Annotated in this window: 13 protein-coding genes; 5 read left to right on the top strand and 8 right to left on the bottom strand. The window is 52.2% G+C overall.

Features of this window, described 5'->3' with window-relative positions:
• Positions 1-17: 17 nt before the first annotated feature.
• Together K7H08_RS03665 and K7H08_RS03660 are read left to right on the top strand one after the other, a co-directional pair.
• On the top strand, positions 18-632 hold the full coding sequence (locus K7H08_RS03665; protein WP_089039174.1) for a class I SAM-dependent methyltransferase: 615 nt from the start codon (positions 18-20) through the stop codon (positions 630-632).
• Positions 633-753: 121 nt separating this feature from the next.
• Complete coding sequence (locus tag K7H08_RS03660) at positions 754-1,029, top strand: TIGR03643 family protein (protein WP_231657242.1); 276 nt, start codon at positions 754-756, stop codon at positions 1,027-1,029.
• 50 nt (positions 1,030-1,079) lie between these two features.
• On the opposite strand, the gene darG is transcribed toward K7H08_RS03660, so the two are convergent.
• Both darG and darT read right to left on the bottom strand, forming a co-directional pair.
• The gene (darG, locus tag K7H08_RS03655; RefSeq protein ID WP_231657241.1) at positions 1,080-2,159 is read right to left on the bottom strand and encodes a type II toxin-antitoxin system antitoxin DNA ADP-ribosyl glycohydrolase DarG; all 1,080 of its coding nucleotides are present in this window, start codon (positions 2,157-2,159) and stop codon (positions 1,080-1,082) included.
• A gap of 10 nt (positions 2,160-2,169) precedes the next feature.
• On the bottom strand, positions 2,170-2,814 hold the full coding sequence (gene darT, locus K7H08_RS03650; RefSeq protein ID WP_231657240.1) for a type II toxin-antitoxin system toxin DNA ADP-ribosyl transferase DarT: 645 nt from the start codon (positions 2,812-2,814) through the stop codon (positions 2,170-2,172).
• A 235-nt stretch (positions 2,815-3,049) separates the two neighbouring features.
• Here darT and zigA point away from each other — a divergent pair, with 235 nt between their 5' ends.
• The gene (zigA, locus tag K7H08_RS03645) at positions 3,050-4,276 is read left to right on the top strand and encodes a zinc metallochaperone GTPase ZigA (RefSeq protein WP_231657239.1); all 1,227 of its coding nucleotides are present in this window, start codon (positions 3,050-3,052) and stop codon (positions 4,274-4,276) included.
• 4 nt (positions 4,277-4,280) lie between these two features.
• Here the strand turns inward: zigA and K7H08_RS03640 are convergent, their stop codons facing one another.
• The 6 genes from K7H08_RS03640 to K7H08_RS03615 all read right to left on the bottom strand — a co-directional run bounded on the left by K7H08_RS03640 (position 4,281) and on the right by K7H08_RS03615 (position 10,842).
• A complete protein-coding gene (locus K7H08_RS03640; RefSeq protein WP_231657238.1) occupies positions 4,281-6,290 on the bottom strand; it encodes a RecQ family ATP-dependent DNA helicase in 2,010 nt (669 codons plus the stop codon).
• A 66-nt stretch (positions 6,291-6,356) separates the two neighbouring features.
• A complete protein-coding gene (locus K7H08_RS03635) occupies positions 6,357-8,111 on the bottom strand; it encodes a SulP family inorganic anion transporter (protein ID WP_231657237.1) in 1,755 nt (584 codons plus the stop codon).
• A gap of 53 nt (positions 8,112-8,164) precedes the next feature.
• Complete coding sequence (locus K7H08_RS03630) at positions 8,165-8,593, bottom strand: TIGR01244 family sulfur transferase (RefSeq protein WP_038481326.1); 429 nt, start codon at positions 8,591-8,593, stop codon at positions 8,165-8,167.
• Between the two features lie 379 nt (positions 8,594-8,972).
• On the bottom strand, positions 8,973-9,194 hold the full coding sequence (locus K7H08_RS03625; protein WP_120385776.1) for a DUF1653 domain-containing protein: 222 nt from the start codon (positions 9,192-9,194) through the stop codon (positions 8,973-8,975).
• The gene (gene tcdA, locus K7H08_RS03620) at positions 9,191-10,015 is read right to left on the bottom strand and encodes a tRNA cyclic N6-threonylcarbamoyladenosine(37) synthase TcdA (protein WP_038481320.1); all 825 of its coding nucleotides are present in this window, start codon (positions 10,013-10,015) and stop codon (positions 9,191-9,193) included. The genes K7H08_RS03625 and tcdA overlap by 4 nt, the downstream gene beginning before the upstream one ends.
• Before the next feature lie 56 nt (positions 10,016-10,071).
• The gene (locus K7H08_RS03615; RefSeq protein WP_231657236.1) at positions 10,072-10,842 is read right to left on the bottom strand and encodes a pseudouridine synthase; all 771 of its coding nucleotides are present in this window, start codon (positions 10,840-10,842) and stop codon (positions 10,072-10,074) included.
• 220 nt (positions 10,843-11,062) lie between these two features.
• On the opposite strand from K7H08_RS03615, the gene sodC reads away from it, so the two are divergent.
• The gene (gene sodC, locus K7H08_RS03610) at positions 11,063-11,596 is read left to right on the top strand and encodes a superoxide dismutase family protein (protein ID WP_231657235.1); all 534 of its coding nucleotides are present in this window, start codon (positions 11,063-11,065) and stop codon (positions 11,594-11,596) included.
• A gap of 245 nt (positions 11,597-11,841) precedes the next feature.
• Complete coding sequence (locus K7H08_RS03605) at positions 11,842-13,323, top strand: carbon starvation CstA family protein (RefSeq protein WP_231657234.1); 1,482 nt, start codon at positions 11,842-11,844, stop codon at positions 13,321-13,323.
• Positions 13,324-13,509 lie beyond the last annotated feature (186 nt).

The following is a 13,509-nucleotide window of genomic DNA, read 5'->3' as shown; positions in this document are numbered from 1 at the left end:
ATCGAGGTAGAGACCCTATGGTAAATACCACCGCCTGGAATCGCTTGCGCTATAGCATTTACGCGCCAGTCTATGATCTGGTGGCGACTAAAGCGTTTCGTAAACCCCGCAGAAGTGCGCTTAACCAAGTTGACTGGGAACCTGGCATGCGAGTGCTGCTGGTGGGTGCAGGCACCGGCTTAGACCTGCCTTATTTACCGCGCGAATTAGAAATCCATTTAACCGACCTAACCCCCGCAATGGTGACGCGAGCCCGTGAGCGAGCGGAACATGCGCAACGTGACGTGGTATGTCGTGTGATGGATGCTGCTGCACTGGACTACCCAGATGCGCATTTTGACGTCGTTGTGATGCATCTTATTTTGGCGGTGATGCCCAACCCTGAACAGGGACTAGCCGAAGCGCACCGGGTACTGAAAAACGACGGGCAGCTCTGTGTTATGGATAAATTTCAACCCGACACCCACATTGCTGGTCCAAGTCGGCGAGCACTGAACGTCATTACTTCATTGATCGCGACCGACATCACCCGCCAGGCGACACCACTACTTCAACAAGCAGGCTTCAACATCCGCCGCGACGAACCCGTATTGATGAATGGCCTTTTTCGCGCACTTTTAGCAATAAAGTAAACTGCCCTCACAACTGCACATCGCCTCAAAATACCAGTACAGCCGAAACAACAACGTCCAATGCTGGTACAATTAATAGCAACCCGTTACTTGCACGCTTCATCAACATGTAAGGTGACCAATGCCTAAAGCAGCTGTGAAACGCTTCCGTCGTTTACCCGAAGAAGAGCAGTCCCGCGTGATTGAAATGGCTTGGGAAGATCGCACTCCGTTTGAAGCGATCGACACTCTGTTTGGCCTAGGCGAGCCGGACGTCATAGAGGTAATGCGCCACCAGCTTAAGCCGGCCTCGTTTCGACTGTGGCGCAAGCGTGTTACTGGTCGTACGACGAAGCATACGGCTTTGCGATCGCCGGATATTTTACGTGGCTACTGCCCAACGCAATATAAGCGCTGAACAACTATTCGGTCTTAGTTTTCAGCTATACGCGAGCCCTTTTAATTCACTTAACTGGCAGCTTGGACCGAAAAGCTCTTGAGCCGATCAAGTGCTAATTCTAGCCTGGAGTAATCAAACAGTTTAAGTTTACGCTGTGCCGAACTTTTACTGCCTGACCAATTCCTCACGCCTTCCATTACAGAAGCTGGATCTGGATTAACCTGCGACTGGAACAGCAACCAATCTACTGTGGCTAATAATTCCATCCCAAAAGGCGACTCAAAGCCATCAATTAGTGCGGCTGTTTTTTCAAGCGCTGGCAGATAATCTTTTGCCTCAGTTTTTAGATATAGCGCCACTTTTTCCCGCTTGGCATCGTTGAACCAAATAGTATCCAGCGGGCCGCAGTCATTGATACGTTTCTCGCTTTTGAGATAGCTGCCATCTAAACCATTGAGCAAATGGCGCAGTCGGTCAGCATAGGGGCCGTAGCTGTTAGCTTCAAACCGAAGATCCAGCGGATTATCAACGCCTTCTGCTTCAATCGCTCGTTCCAGAAACCAGGCCAGTTTTTGTATTTCCAACAAACTGCATTCCATCCCTAGTACCCAGTAACGGCGTACCAGTTCAGCGATCAAGGCACGCGCAGGTGTTAACTGTTCAACACCCTGGCACTTTGCAACGTTTTGATATTTGGCCGTCGGCTCAAAGACGATAATCTCAACACCCTGCAAATCGCCTAGCGTTTGCTCGATATGAGGCTTAATCTCAGCCCAATCCAGCCCACCATTACCAGCCCCCAAAGGCGGAATAGCAATTGAGCGCACTTGATTGCGCTCAATAAAATTGCGCAGATCAACCAAGCCGTCAATAATCCACTGTATATGGGATTTCGCTCGCCAGTGCTGTTTGGTAGGAAAATTGACTATCCAGCGAGGCCCCATCAACTCATCGGTTTCAGTCACAAACATATGGCCCGTTTGAACTTCTCCAGCTTTGCAGGCTCGCGCATAGGCCGCCATATTGGCAGGGAAGCGTTCTTTGAACATCAGCGCGATTCCCTTGCCCATCACCCCCACCGTATTAACGGTGTTGACCAGGGCCTCAACCTCAGCATCCAGCAAGTTGCCTGTTGTATAAGTGATCATGTCTGACTCCTTAAAAATACCAGCTGGGCCGACAGTGAATATCCAGTGCAACATCCAACTCAGCAGACTGCTGCTGTAATTCTAGCTGTACCTGCGGGGTATAACATATTGCCCCCAGCAATGCCTGAATGGGCACATATTGGTGAATTAGTGCTTCTGCTTGATAACGCTCAATTTTCTCAGGGTCATCCGGGTCACGCTGGAAGTTGCGCTGCTGAAGAAGCAGCCAGTCAATGGCGCTCAGGCTATCTAGGTCATTGAAATAATGGGCAGTGACCGGATAAGCATGACGGTCGGTATAGACAAACGGCAAATCCAACTCGGCAATTTTATGCAGACTGGAGACCAAAATCACGATGTCTCTGTTCGCCACCGTCTTCACACCGCCACGGCCAGTGTGGATGTTGTACATCATTGGCGAAAAGGGCGTGAAGTAAAAAGGCACATAATCGTTTAGTACACCACCAGGTGCCAGAGGTACATTACGATGCGCACGGCGGCTAATTAACTCTTCATTACCTATCACCACCCACTCCGCCGCACGCTTGCCGCTATGTCCTGCATGGAGCCCGTTCGCCATAATCCACGGCAGATTCTGGCGATGGGTAATTCGCCAAATCAGCGCCTTGCTGGGGTTCAGGTTCGTGTATGCCATTAGTAGAACACACCTTCTAATGGCTGCGGCGTTCACTGCCTAGCCACATTAATTTGAAGAAAGCCTTAAAAGTATTACCCACTAGCTTTGCTAATATCGACGATTGTAGCCTAGTTCGATGTGACTCAAGAAATATCACTTCAAAGATTAAGCCTTTCTTTACACGTCACCTTATTGTTATATTATCACATAACACAACGCCGTTTATAAAAACCCGCTTAGAGGTGCATTCACAATGACCGTGTTTTCTCCCCTGCCCGTCACCGTACTTTCAGGATTTCTAGGTGCAGGTAAAACCACCGTACTCAATCATATTTTGGCTAACCGCGAAGGTCGCCGCGTCGCGGTGATTGTCAACGATATGAGCGAGGTCAATATCGACGGTGCATTAGTGCGTGGCGGCCCTGGCGAGTCCACGTTAGATGGCGAGGTAGCGCTGAACCGTTCTGAAGAGCGTTTGGTAGAAATGAGCAACGGCTGCATTTGCTGCACGCTGCGTGAAGATTTGCTAGAAGAAGTTAGCCAACTGGCCAGAGAAGGTAAATTTGATTACTTGGTGATTGAGTCCACTGGGATTTCCGAACCGCTACCAGTGGCGGAAACCTTCACCTTTGAAGATGAAAGCGGCCAAAGCCTTTCCCACGTTGCACGCCTTGATACGCTGGTCACTGTCGTCGATGGTGCCAACTTTCTTGAGCAGTACCGCGAAGCGCAGAGCCTCGCTGAAGCGGGCGAAAGCTTGGGTGACGATGACGAGCGCAACGTCGCGGACCTGCTGGTCGACCAGATCGAGTTTTGTGATGTATTACTGATCAGTAAAACGGATCTGATCAATAAAAAAGAGCTTGATGCGCTAACGGCGATTCTGCGCTCACTAAACCCTGATGCAGAGCTAGTGCCCATCACTCAAGGTGGCGTGCCGCTAGAGAAGGTGCTTGATACTGGCAAGTTCAATTTTGAGCGCGCCCAGCAAGCGCCTGGTTGGCTAAAAGAGATGCGTGGCGAGCATGTGCCAGAAACCGAAGAGTACGGTATCGGCAGCTTTGCCTATCACGCTCGCCGCCCTTTCCACCCGCAGAAATTCAACGCTTTACTCAATGAAGAGTGGTTTGGTAAAGGACTGCTACGCTCGAAAGGCTTTTTCTGGCTTGCTACTCGGCCACGCTTCGCAGGCCAATGGAGCCAAGCAGGTGGTATTGCTCATCACGGCCCAGCGGGCGTGTTCTGGAAAGCTATCCCCAAAGCTAACTGGCCGGAAGATCCTGAAACTCGCCAGTTCATTATGGAAAAGTGGCAGGAGCCGTTTGGTGATATGCGCCAAGAGTTGGTGTTTATCGGCCAGAACTTGGACCAAGCCAAGATGCGTGACGCACTAGACGCCTGCCTGCTAAGCGAAGCTGAGCTATTACAAGGTATGGAAGCGTGGAAGCAGCTACCCGATCCGTTCCCCGCTTGGGAGTAATGCTTTAACTGCCGGAGCTAGCTAAACAGCGCTCTGCCCACTGCCGCACTTCAGGGTAGGCACGCTGCTCAAAGACCGCGAAGCCGTTAAGGCCGCGGGCTTTGAGTGGGGTAAAAATCGGCATAGTTAAACCGCATAAGAAGTGTGCCAGCCGCTGGACATTGGGCGGCTGGCCGAACTGCTCGGTGTGGCGTTCAATCAGCGGTGAGGCATAGCGGATAAAATCATTCTCAGACAGCGCGGGTAATGGCGTCGCATCCGGCAGCCGAACCGGGTTGCCGTAGCATACCGAACAGTGGCCACAGCGGCCCTGCTCGGTACCAAGTGGCCCATCGAAGGTGGTGTCCCCAAAATGCTCAGCTAACCGCCGAGTCAGGCAGCTTTCCGACTCAAACAGTGCCAGCATGGAGTGCAACCGTTCAATTTCGATTTGCTCTCGATGTAGGCACTCACTAAACAACTGGCTTGCCACCGCCTCGACCGAAAATTCCGGCTGACAAATTTCATACACATCGGTCATGCGTTTACCTTCCAGGGTCAGCCAGCCTTTATCCTGGAAGTATTCAAGCGCGGTAATGACGCGGGCACGGGAAGCATCAATTTGCTGTGCCTGCCCAGCCTGATGCAGTCGCTCAAAATCCACCGTCCCCCAAGTACGAGCAATAGCAATATTGTCGATTAACAAACGTACAAAGGCCGCCCGCTCTCCTTCAAAACGCCCTACTAAGGCAGTAGGCTCAATGTGGTAGCGCAACCGATACTCGGCTAAGAACGCAAAGCGCGGCGCAATAATGCCGTGCATTTCCAGCCGCACCAGCAACGTTTTAAGTGGCAGCAGGCGAATATTGGTATCTCGGGAAAGTGTGTTGAGCAGCACTTCCCACTGACGATCTTGCGCTTGGCCGGCTGATGAAATTTCTTGCAGTAAGCGCAAAATACCCGCGTACTCAGGCGTGTCACCGTAAACGAAGTTCTCCAGCACCCGCAGACCATCGCGTCCGGCAATGGTTAAACAGGTGGAAGGTAGTCCATCGCGCCCTGCCCGACCAATTTCCTGACTGTAATTCTCAATCGATTTAGGCAGATCAAAGTGCACAACGTTGCGGATATTGCCTTTATCAATCCCCATGCCAAAGGCAATGGTAGCGACAATACAGGGCGATTCGCCGCTCATAAACTGACGTTGAATGTCGTCGCGGCGGGCTGAATCCAACCCCGCATGGTACGCCTGGGCGGCGATTCCATGGGCGGCCAGCGCACTTGCCACCTGCTCGGCAGTTTGCTGCAAGGTGACGTAAATAATCGTGGGCGCTTCGTTGCCAGGCGGCATTTGCGGTTTAAGCCAATCAATCAGCTGTTGCTGACGATTTTCCATCGTGGGAACCACCAGAAGCTCTAAGTTAGCGCGATAAAAGCCAGTGGTAATGACATTTTCCGGAACGATGGAAAACTTCTCACGCATATCAGCGATAACCGCTGGCGTGGCCGTGGCAGTCAGTAGCAGTACCTGGGGAATAGCAAAATCACGCTGATAATCGGGCAGTTTAAGGTAATCGGGACGGAAGTTATGTCCCCACTCAGAGAGACAGTGTGCTTCATCAACCACTAGCAGCGATATTTGAACCTGGCGTAGGAAGTGCCGAAAGCGCTCGTTCTTAAGCCGCTCCACCGACACCATGAGGATTTTCAGCTCACCGTTTTTGGCGCGCTCCATCACATCACGGGTCGTAGCGCGATCTTGGGTAGAATCAATACTGGCGGCTGCAACACCATGGCGCGCTAAGAAAGCGAGCTGATCCTGCATCAGTGCCAGCAGCGGCGATACCACAAGGGTCAGATGCGGAAGATGAAGCGCAGGCAACTGATAACAGAGTGACTTCCCCGCCCCGGTGGCAAAAATCGCTGCGGTAGAGTGTCCATCCAAAACTCTGGACACCACCGCCTGCTGGCCACCACGAAAATCATCAAATCCGAATACTGCCTTCAGCGTCTGCTGCGGTGATAGCGAGGTCATGGCCGTTCCCTGGAGTGTCGTCAATACGTTAGGGCTAAGCTAACGCGTTCACGTCGTTTTCTCCAATCAACGGTGACCATTAATAAGTAAGGGTTGCGGCTCTTCATTCTGTGTGGGAAGAGCCAGTGTCTGCCAAGCCTCATAGGTGGTAAAAAACACTTGTCCTGTTAGCTCGCGGTAAAGCGCTGTGTTTGTTAAGCGATCCATCACTGGGCCTTTCACTTCCGCCAAGTGCAGCGTTGCGCCAGCATCTTTTAACCGTCCGTTAATCGCTTCTAAGCTTTCAAGCGCGGACGCATCAATCACATTCACCGCCTGGCAGGTCAATACAATATGTTTTAACGAAGGGGAACGAGCAGCCAGCGCCATCACGGTATCTTCTAAGTAGCGAGCGTTAGCAAAGTAAAGGCTTTCATCAATGCGCAGCATGGCCACATGTTGATCGGTTTCGACCTCATGGCGCTTCACATTGCGAAAATGCTCGGTGCCCGGCACCCGCCCTACCACGGCACTATGGGGCTGGCTGGTGCGGTACAGGTGCAGCCCTAGTGACAGCACCACACCGCTGATAATGCCGACCTCGACACTGTGCAACAGGGTCAGAAGCAAGGTCGCCACCATTGCCACGCCGTCGCTGCGGGAGTATTGCCAAGTGCGCTTTACTGCTGGCAGATCAATCAATGTGCCCACGGCGACGATAATGGTAGCGGCCAATGTCGCCGTCGGCAGAAATGCCAGCAGACCAGTGAGCAACAGCGTAGAAAGCACAATACCTAAGGCGGTAAATGCCCCGGCCAACGGTGTTGCCGCGCCCGCTTCAAAGTTCACTACCGAGCGTGAAAACCCACCTGAAACCGGCGAACCACCGCTGACGCCAGCGCCCAAATTGGCCATCCCAAGAGCGATGAGTTCTTGGTTAGGGTCGATACGCTGGCGACGCTTAGCCGCCAGGGTTTGCGCCACTGATACCGATTCTACAAAGCCCACTAAACTGATCAATAAAGCGGCAGGCAACAGGCCAAGCCATAGCGACTGATCTAGGCTAGGCAGCGTAATGGCAGGCAAGCCGCTAGGCACAAAGCCCACTAGATTCACACCGTACTGCCCCAAGTTAAAGTGCCAGGCCAGCAGTGTAGTCACCATCACCGCTGAAATCGGTGCGGCTTTGACCATCAAACCAGAAGCGCTAGCCGAGATACCTATAGCCATCAGCCAGGTATTCAAGCGCTTGCGGCAAACCAGCAGATAGCCCCACACCCCTAAACCAATCAGTAGCGTGATGAGATTGATCTGTTGCCACTGGCTGAACAGTGCGCCCAGCAGCTCAATGACGTTATGCCCCGCAGCCTCAACACCTAGAATATGCTTGAGCTGACTAATGGCGATCAAAATACCCGACGCAGTGATAAACCCAGAAATAACCGGATGGCTTAAAAAGTTGACCAAAAAGCCCAGCCGCAATACGCCCATGGCAATCAATATCAATCCTGAAAGCGCCGCCAACACCAGTGCAGCGCCAATATATTCAGGACTGCCTGGAGTAGCAAAGCTGCTTAAAGCCGACGCCGTCATTAACGCTGCCACGGCTACCGGCCCTACCGCCAAGCTGGCACTGGTACCAAAGATGGCGTAAAGCACCAGCGGTAGCATACTGGCATACAGGCCCATCTCTGGCGGCAACCCAGCCAGTAAGGCATAGGCCAACGCCTGGGGCACCAGCATTAGCGTGACGATAACGGCTGCCAGCGAATCTTTAAATAACAAAGCCCGGTTATAGCGCCGCAGCCAGCCAACCACAGGCACCCAACGCTCTATGTTCATGGGGAGTACTCGCTCAGGTAATAGCACTGACTAAGGCAAATCACACCGCACGCCTACGCTGTCTGATTTTCAAGCCCTTGGCGGTGCTCTTCCAAATCAAAACCGGCTGCTTTGGCAGCGGAAAATAGTTCCGCCAGATCGCATTTTTCGGTATGGCGCTTTGCGTAAGCCCAAAGATGGGTAGCACGCTTACCTGACCGACAAAACGCCAAAATAGGCCGAGGTAGCTGCTGCAGCGCCTTAGCAAAAGCGGCGACATCCGCTTGGCTATACTCGCCGGGGGTCACAGGAATGTGCACCCAATGAAGCCCAAGTTCTTCTGCTTTAAAGCGGTAAGCATCCTCTCCAGAAAATTCAGCGCTTTCACCCGGCTTGCAGTTACAGATCACCGTTTTAAAGCCCTGAGCTTTTACGTGCTCAAGCTCCTCGACCGTGAGCTGTGAAGTAATAGCAACGCCCTTCTCTAACGGTTGTGTTTGCATGCATCTCTCCTAGCGTTTCTCACTGCCGTTTTAAGCAGCAGCGCATGGCATAACATACCATTACAACAATGTTATAAACATAGCTTATTTTGGAATATAAGCAATAGCGCACTACAAAAACACCCGGGACTTTTTTTGAGAAAAGATCCGGGTGGCGCATAAATATCGAAGGGGGAAACGTTACGCTATTGAGTGTTGTCGCTGTTAGGGAACCTCTGATTAACGTTATGAGCGCAGGTCAGACAAGGCAAAAATCAACGAAAAAGCGGAGTTTACGGGTTGTAAATGAGCATTTTGATCGGACTCGCGCACGAGGCGACTTTTAACGCAGTATGACCAAGCGCAATAGTTAATCAGAGGTTACTTAGGGAACGCCGGATTAATTAAACACTTTCTCTAACGCAAAGCGCGGCTGTGGCTGGCCGTCTTTGTTAACGCTCTCAGTGAACATTGTAAGTGGGCGCACCCACAGGCCGTAGTCGCCGTAAAGCGCACGGTAGACTACTAGCACCTCTTCATTTTCACTGTGCTGAGCGGTGCCCAGCACTTCGTAAAGGCTGCCTTTATAGTGGCGATATATACCGGGAACAGGCGTAGTCATTCACTTTCCTCTTGTTGGGTCGTTGATGGCATGGGCTTAGCGGCTTTTTTAGCCAGCCGTTCGAGCACTTTTGAGGCAGCGACAAAACCAAACGTACCAGTGACAAAGGTGGCGGCGCCAAAGCCTGAGGCGCAGTCTAGGCGGGTAGCATCACCGTTGCCGGGCTTTTGCAGACAGACTTCGCCGTCAGCGCCAGGGTACACCAGCTGCTCATCAGAATAGACACACTCGACGGAAAAGCGCCGCTTGGGATTACGCGAAAAACCGTAATCACGGCGCAGCCGCGAGCGCACCTTGGAAAGTAGCGGGTCGTGCTCAGTACGTGTTAAATCTGCCACCTGAATGCGGGTAGGATCCGTCTGACCGCCTGCAGCTCCCGTCACGGTAATCGGCAGTTTACGTCGTTTGCACCAAGCGATTAGCGCTGCCTTGGCGATCACACTATCAATGGCGTCCACCACATGATCGGCATCCTCGGGGATACGCTCGGCAAGGTTAGTGGGTGTCACAAAAGCACTGTCAGCTACGACGTTTATCTCAGGGGCAATCAAGCGACAACGCTCGGCCAACACTTCCACCTTTGGCTGGCCAATAGTGCCGTCTAACGCATGGAGCTGACGATTGACGTTGGACACGCATACGTCATCCAAATCAATCAGCGTCAGCTTGCCAATGCCAGAACGCGCCAACGCTTCTACCGTCCAGCTCCCCACGCCACCTACACCCACTACCACAACATGAGCATGGCGAAACGCTGTGGCAGCACGTTGGCCATACAAGCGGCGAATGCCGCCAAAGCGAAAGTCATAATCCGAAGACATGGTTGGCTCTCTATTTTACAACATGCTATTTGACAGCACGGGTCGATTCGTCACGACTACCGCTGAAGTGCTGCAGGCGTTGAAATGGCTGGGGTGCGCACGCTATCTAGCGGCAGATGCCCAGCCCAGCCGAATTGCTCAAATAGGCTTGTCATGGTCGCATCGAGTGCGCAGCTTAGTTGGATGCGCTTATCGGTTAAGGGGTGATCAAACGCTAAATAGGTAGCAGCCAACAGCAAACGAGGAGCATTCAGCTGATCCGCAAAAAAGCGGTTGTGGACACTTTTGCCGTGCTTGGCATCTCCAATAATTGGATAACCACGTCGAGAAAGATGGCGACGGATCTGATGTCGACGCCCGGTCATAGGCCGCGCTTCCACTAGCGAATAGCGCGCCACTGGATAGCGGTCTACCTGCACAGGCAGTTCAACGCTATCCAGGCGACGAATATCGGTCATCGCGGGCATAGCAGGCATCTCGGCTTTGGGGCGCGTGCCATCTTCTTCCCGTAGAGGGTAATCAAGACGCTCTTGCTCCGGCGCTTTTCCCCTCACTACCGCCAGATAGCGCTTTTCTACCTGCCGCTCGCTAAAGCCTTCACTCAACACGGCTGCCGCTTCAGATGACAAACCAAACACCATCACGCCAGAGGTGGGTCTATCTAACCGATGCACCGGATACACTCGTTTGCCAATTTGGTCACGCAGGCGTTGAAGTAAAAACTCTGTTTCTCCACGCGCCAGCGCCGAGCGGTGCACTAGTAACCCAGACGGCTTATGCACTGCAACAAGATGCTCATCCTGATAAAGGATGTTCAATGGCAACATGGTACTCCCTGGTAACGGCAATTGAGATAACAAATCGCGGTGATTTGAAGCAGCGCGCTATTGTCGCGGCTTGACGGCTCAATGTCATCTGCTACTAGCAGCATCAGGAAAGCAAATATCCCCAACGCCCAATCCATTGGCAGAGTTGCTTCGAGGAAGCTACCTTGAAATGGCAACTCGTCTTACGAGCTTCCATGGATAAGGAAAGGAGAATTGCACTATGCGTTATTCACTACCACTAACAGGTATTGCCGCGGGGCTATTGCTGACAACCACCGCTCAGGCCAATGAGACGCTCGACGTTGAAATGCACAAGGTCAGCGCTGAAGGAATTGAACAGTCTATTGGGACTGTCGCTATTGAGCATACTGAGCACGGCGTGTTGCTTACGCCGTCGTTAACTGACCTAGAGCCCGGCGTATACGGTTTTCATGTCCACCAAAATGCCAGCTGCGAGCCTGCTGAAAACGATAGCGGCGAAATGACAGCAGCGCTGTCTGCAGGTGGTCATTACGATCCCGAAGAGGCTGGCACCCACCAAGGTCCCTACGGCGATGGCCATCTGGGTGACCTACCGGTTCTCACGGTGAATGAAGATGGCGAAGCTAACCTTCCCGTGCTGGCACCGCGCTTGAGTATGGAAGATATGCCGGGGCGCAGCCTGATGATCCATGCCGGCGGCGATACGTATTCAGATGATCCCCACTTAGGCGGCGGCGGTGCGCGCATGGCCTGCGGCGTCGTTGAATCGTAACGTTTAAAACTCATCATTGTGACGACTTATCGGGCAGCGTAGCGCTGCCCTTTTTTGTGATGATGATTTCTTGTGTTAATGAAGCCTTATGTTGTTGGTTGCTCTCGCTAGCACCATAGGCCACTAAAGTCTTAAAGCGATTATCCTGATGAGTCGGTACATTCAGCCCAGCCAAATAAGCGTGCTAACAAGTAATTCACTAGCATGCACGACCATCTTAATTCCCCTGAGACTGAGTGCCCTAAATGATCACCTTCATTGTATCGATACTGCTTCTAATCGTGGGCTACTTCACCTACGGCAAGTTCGTTGAGCGCGTGTTTGTTACTGACCGCAAGCGTCAAACACCGGCGTTTAGTATGCGTGACAATATTGACTATGTGCCGATGAACACCACGCGCAACTCGCTTATTCAATTGCTTAACATTGCCGGTGTCGGCCCCATTTTCGGCCCCATTTTAGGGGCGCTTTACGGTCCTGTGGCTTTTATATGGATTGTGGTTGGCTGCATCTTTGCAGGTGCCGTACACGACTACCTCACCGGTATGATCTCGATTCGCAATCACGGGGCTCATTTGCCTCAGTTGGCGGGTAAATTTCTCGGTAAAACCATGAAGCATGTGGTTAACGGCTTTGCTATTTTGCTGTTATTACTGGTGGGCACGGTCTTTGTAACCTCGCCCGCAGCGCTGCTTTCTAATATGACATCACTCTCTTTAACGCTCATTATTCTGGCGATTTTTGCCTACTATCTGGTTGCTACTCTGCTACCGATTGATAAAGTCATTGGGCGTATCTACCCCTACTTCGGCGCTTTGCTGCTATTCAGTGCCGCAGGCATCGGTATTGGTTTGGTTGTTACCGGCGCACCGATTCCAGAACTCTCTTTCCAGAATATGCATCCGGAAGGAGCGCCCATTTTCCCACTGCTGTTCTTAACGATCTCCTGCGGTGCTCTTTCAGGCTTCCATGCCACACAAACCCCCATCATTTCGCGTACGACGCAAAACGAAACCAATGGCCGTAAAATCTTTTACGGCATGATGATTGCCGAAGGCGTGATTGCGATGATCTGGGCCGCCGCCGCCATGAGTTTATTCCAGGGTGAACAGTCGCTGTCCGCTGTGTTGGCCGCAGGTGGCCCCGCAGCAGTGGTCAGCGAAGTATCTATTAGTATGCTTGGCGCTGTTGGCGGCACGCTGGCAGTGCTGGGGGTTATTGTGCTGCCGATTACCTCGGGCGATACCGCCTTCCGCAGTGCACGAATGATTATTGCTGACTATCTCAAGGTTGAGCAGAAGCCGATTATTAAGCGTATTTTGATCGCCCTGCCACTGTTTGTTGCTTCTTACGCGCTTACCCACATGGACTTTACCCTGCTATGGCGCTACTTCTCCTGGGCCAACCAAACCACGGCAGTCATTGCACTGTGGGTCGGCACCATGTACCTAGTGCTATCACGTAAACCTTATCTGATCACCTCAATCCCAGCTGTCTTTATGACCATGGCTACCTTTACCTATTTAGCCTACGCACCGATTGGCTTTGGTTTGCCACTCCAAACAAGCTGTATCGTCGCGGCGCTGGGAACGCTGGTATGTATCGCACTGTTTATGAAGCGTGTACGCCGCTTAAGCCGCGCGACCTTTGCTGTTGATGAGCATGCTGATGCCTTTGATGCAGGCCAAGAGGGACAGACCCAAACACTATCTACTGCTACCAAGTAAGTTACTGTTTTACTGCCCATTAAGAGAAAAAGCGCTGATTAGCTCAGCGCTTTTTTATGGGCGTCTGACCCGTCCTGAATAGAGTTGACACGTTCCCGTCCTTATTTTGGGAGAGCGTGATGAGTCAACGAGTTAAGCGCACACAGAAAGACTACACTCTGGCCTTTAAACAGGCCGTGGTAGAGC

Origin of the sequence: Halomonas sp. IOP_6 (assembly GCF_021151565.1) — a bacterium.
GTDB lineage: Bacteria > Pseudomonadota > Gammaproteobacteria > Pseudomonadales > Halomonadaceae > Vreelandella > Vreelandella alkaliphila.
Note: the sequence above shows the minus strand (reverse complement) of the source record. Positions and strands in the feature narration are given on the sequence as shown.

Excerpts from the sequence above, each read along its gene's own strand:
- K7H08_RS03665 (WP_089039174.1), top strand. The coding sequence starts at position 18 with ATGGTAAATACCACCGCCTGGAATCGCTTGCGCTATAGCATTTACGCG.
- K7H08_RS03660 (WP_231657242.1), top strand. The coding sequence starts at position 754 with ATGCCTAAAGCAGCTGTGAAACGCTTCCGTCGTTTACCCGAAGAAGAG.
- darG (WP_231657241.1), bottom strand. The coding sequence starts at position 2,159 with ATGATCACTTATACAACAGGCAACTTGCTGGATGCTGAGGTTGAGGCC.
- darT (WP_231657240.1), bottom strand. The coding sequence starts at position 2,814 with ATGGCATACACGAACCTGAACCCCAGCAAGGCGCTGATTTGGCGAATT.
- zigA (WP_231657239.1), top strand. The coding sequence starts at position 3,050 with ATGACCGTGTTTTCTCCCCTGCCCGTCACCGTACTTTCAGGATTTCTA.
- K7H08_RS03640 (WP_231657238.1), bottom strand. The coding sequence starts at position 6,290 with ATGACCTCGCTATCACCGCAGCAGACGCTGAAGGCAGTATTCGGATTT.
- K7H08_RS03635 (WP_231657237.1), bottom strand. The coding sequence starts at position 8,111 with ATGAACATAGAGCGTTGGGTGCCTGTGGTTGGCTGGCTGCGGCGCTAT.
- K7H08_RS03630 (WP_038481326.1), bottom strand. The coding sequence starts at position 8,593 with ATGCAAACACAACCGTTAGAGAAGGGCGTTGCTATTACTTCACAGCTC.
- K7H08_RS03625 (WP_120385776.1), bottom strand. The coding sequence starts at position 9,194 with ATGACTACGCCTGTTCCCGGTATATATCGCCACTATAAAGGCAGCCTT.
- tcdA (WP_038481320.1), bottom strand. The coding sequence starts at position 10,015 with ATGTCTTCGGATTATGACTTTCGCTTTGGCGGCATTCGCCGCTTGTAT.
- K7H08_RS03615 (WP_231657236.1), bottom strand. The coding sequence starts at position 10,842 with ATGTTGCCATTGAACATCCTTTATCAGGATGAGCATCTTGTTGCAGTG.
- sodC (WP_231657235.1), top strand. The coding sequence starts at position 11,063 with ATGCGTTATTCACTACCACTAACAGGTATTGCCGCGGGGCTATTGCTG.
- K7H08_RS03605 (WP_231657234.1), top strand. The coding sequence starts at position 11,842 with ATGATCACCTTCATTGTATCGATACTGCTTCTAATCGTGGGCTACTTC.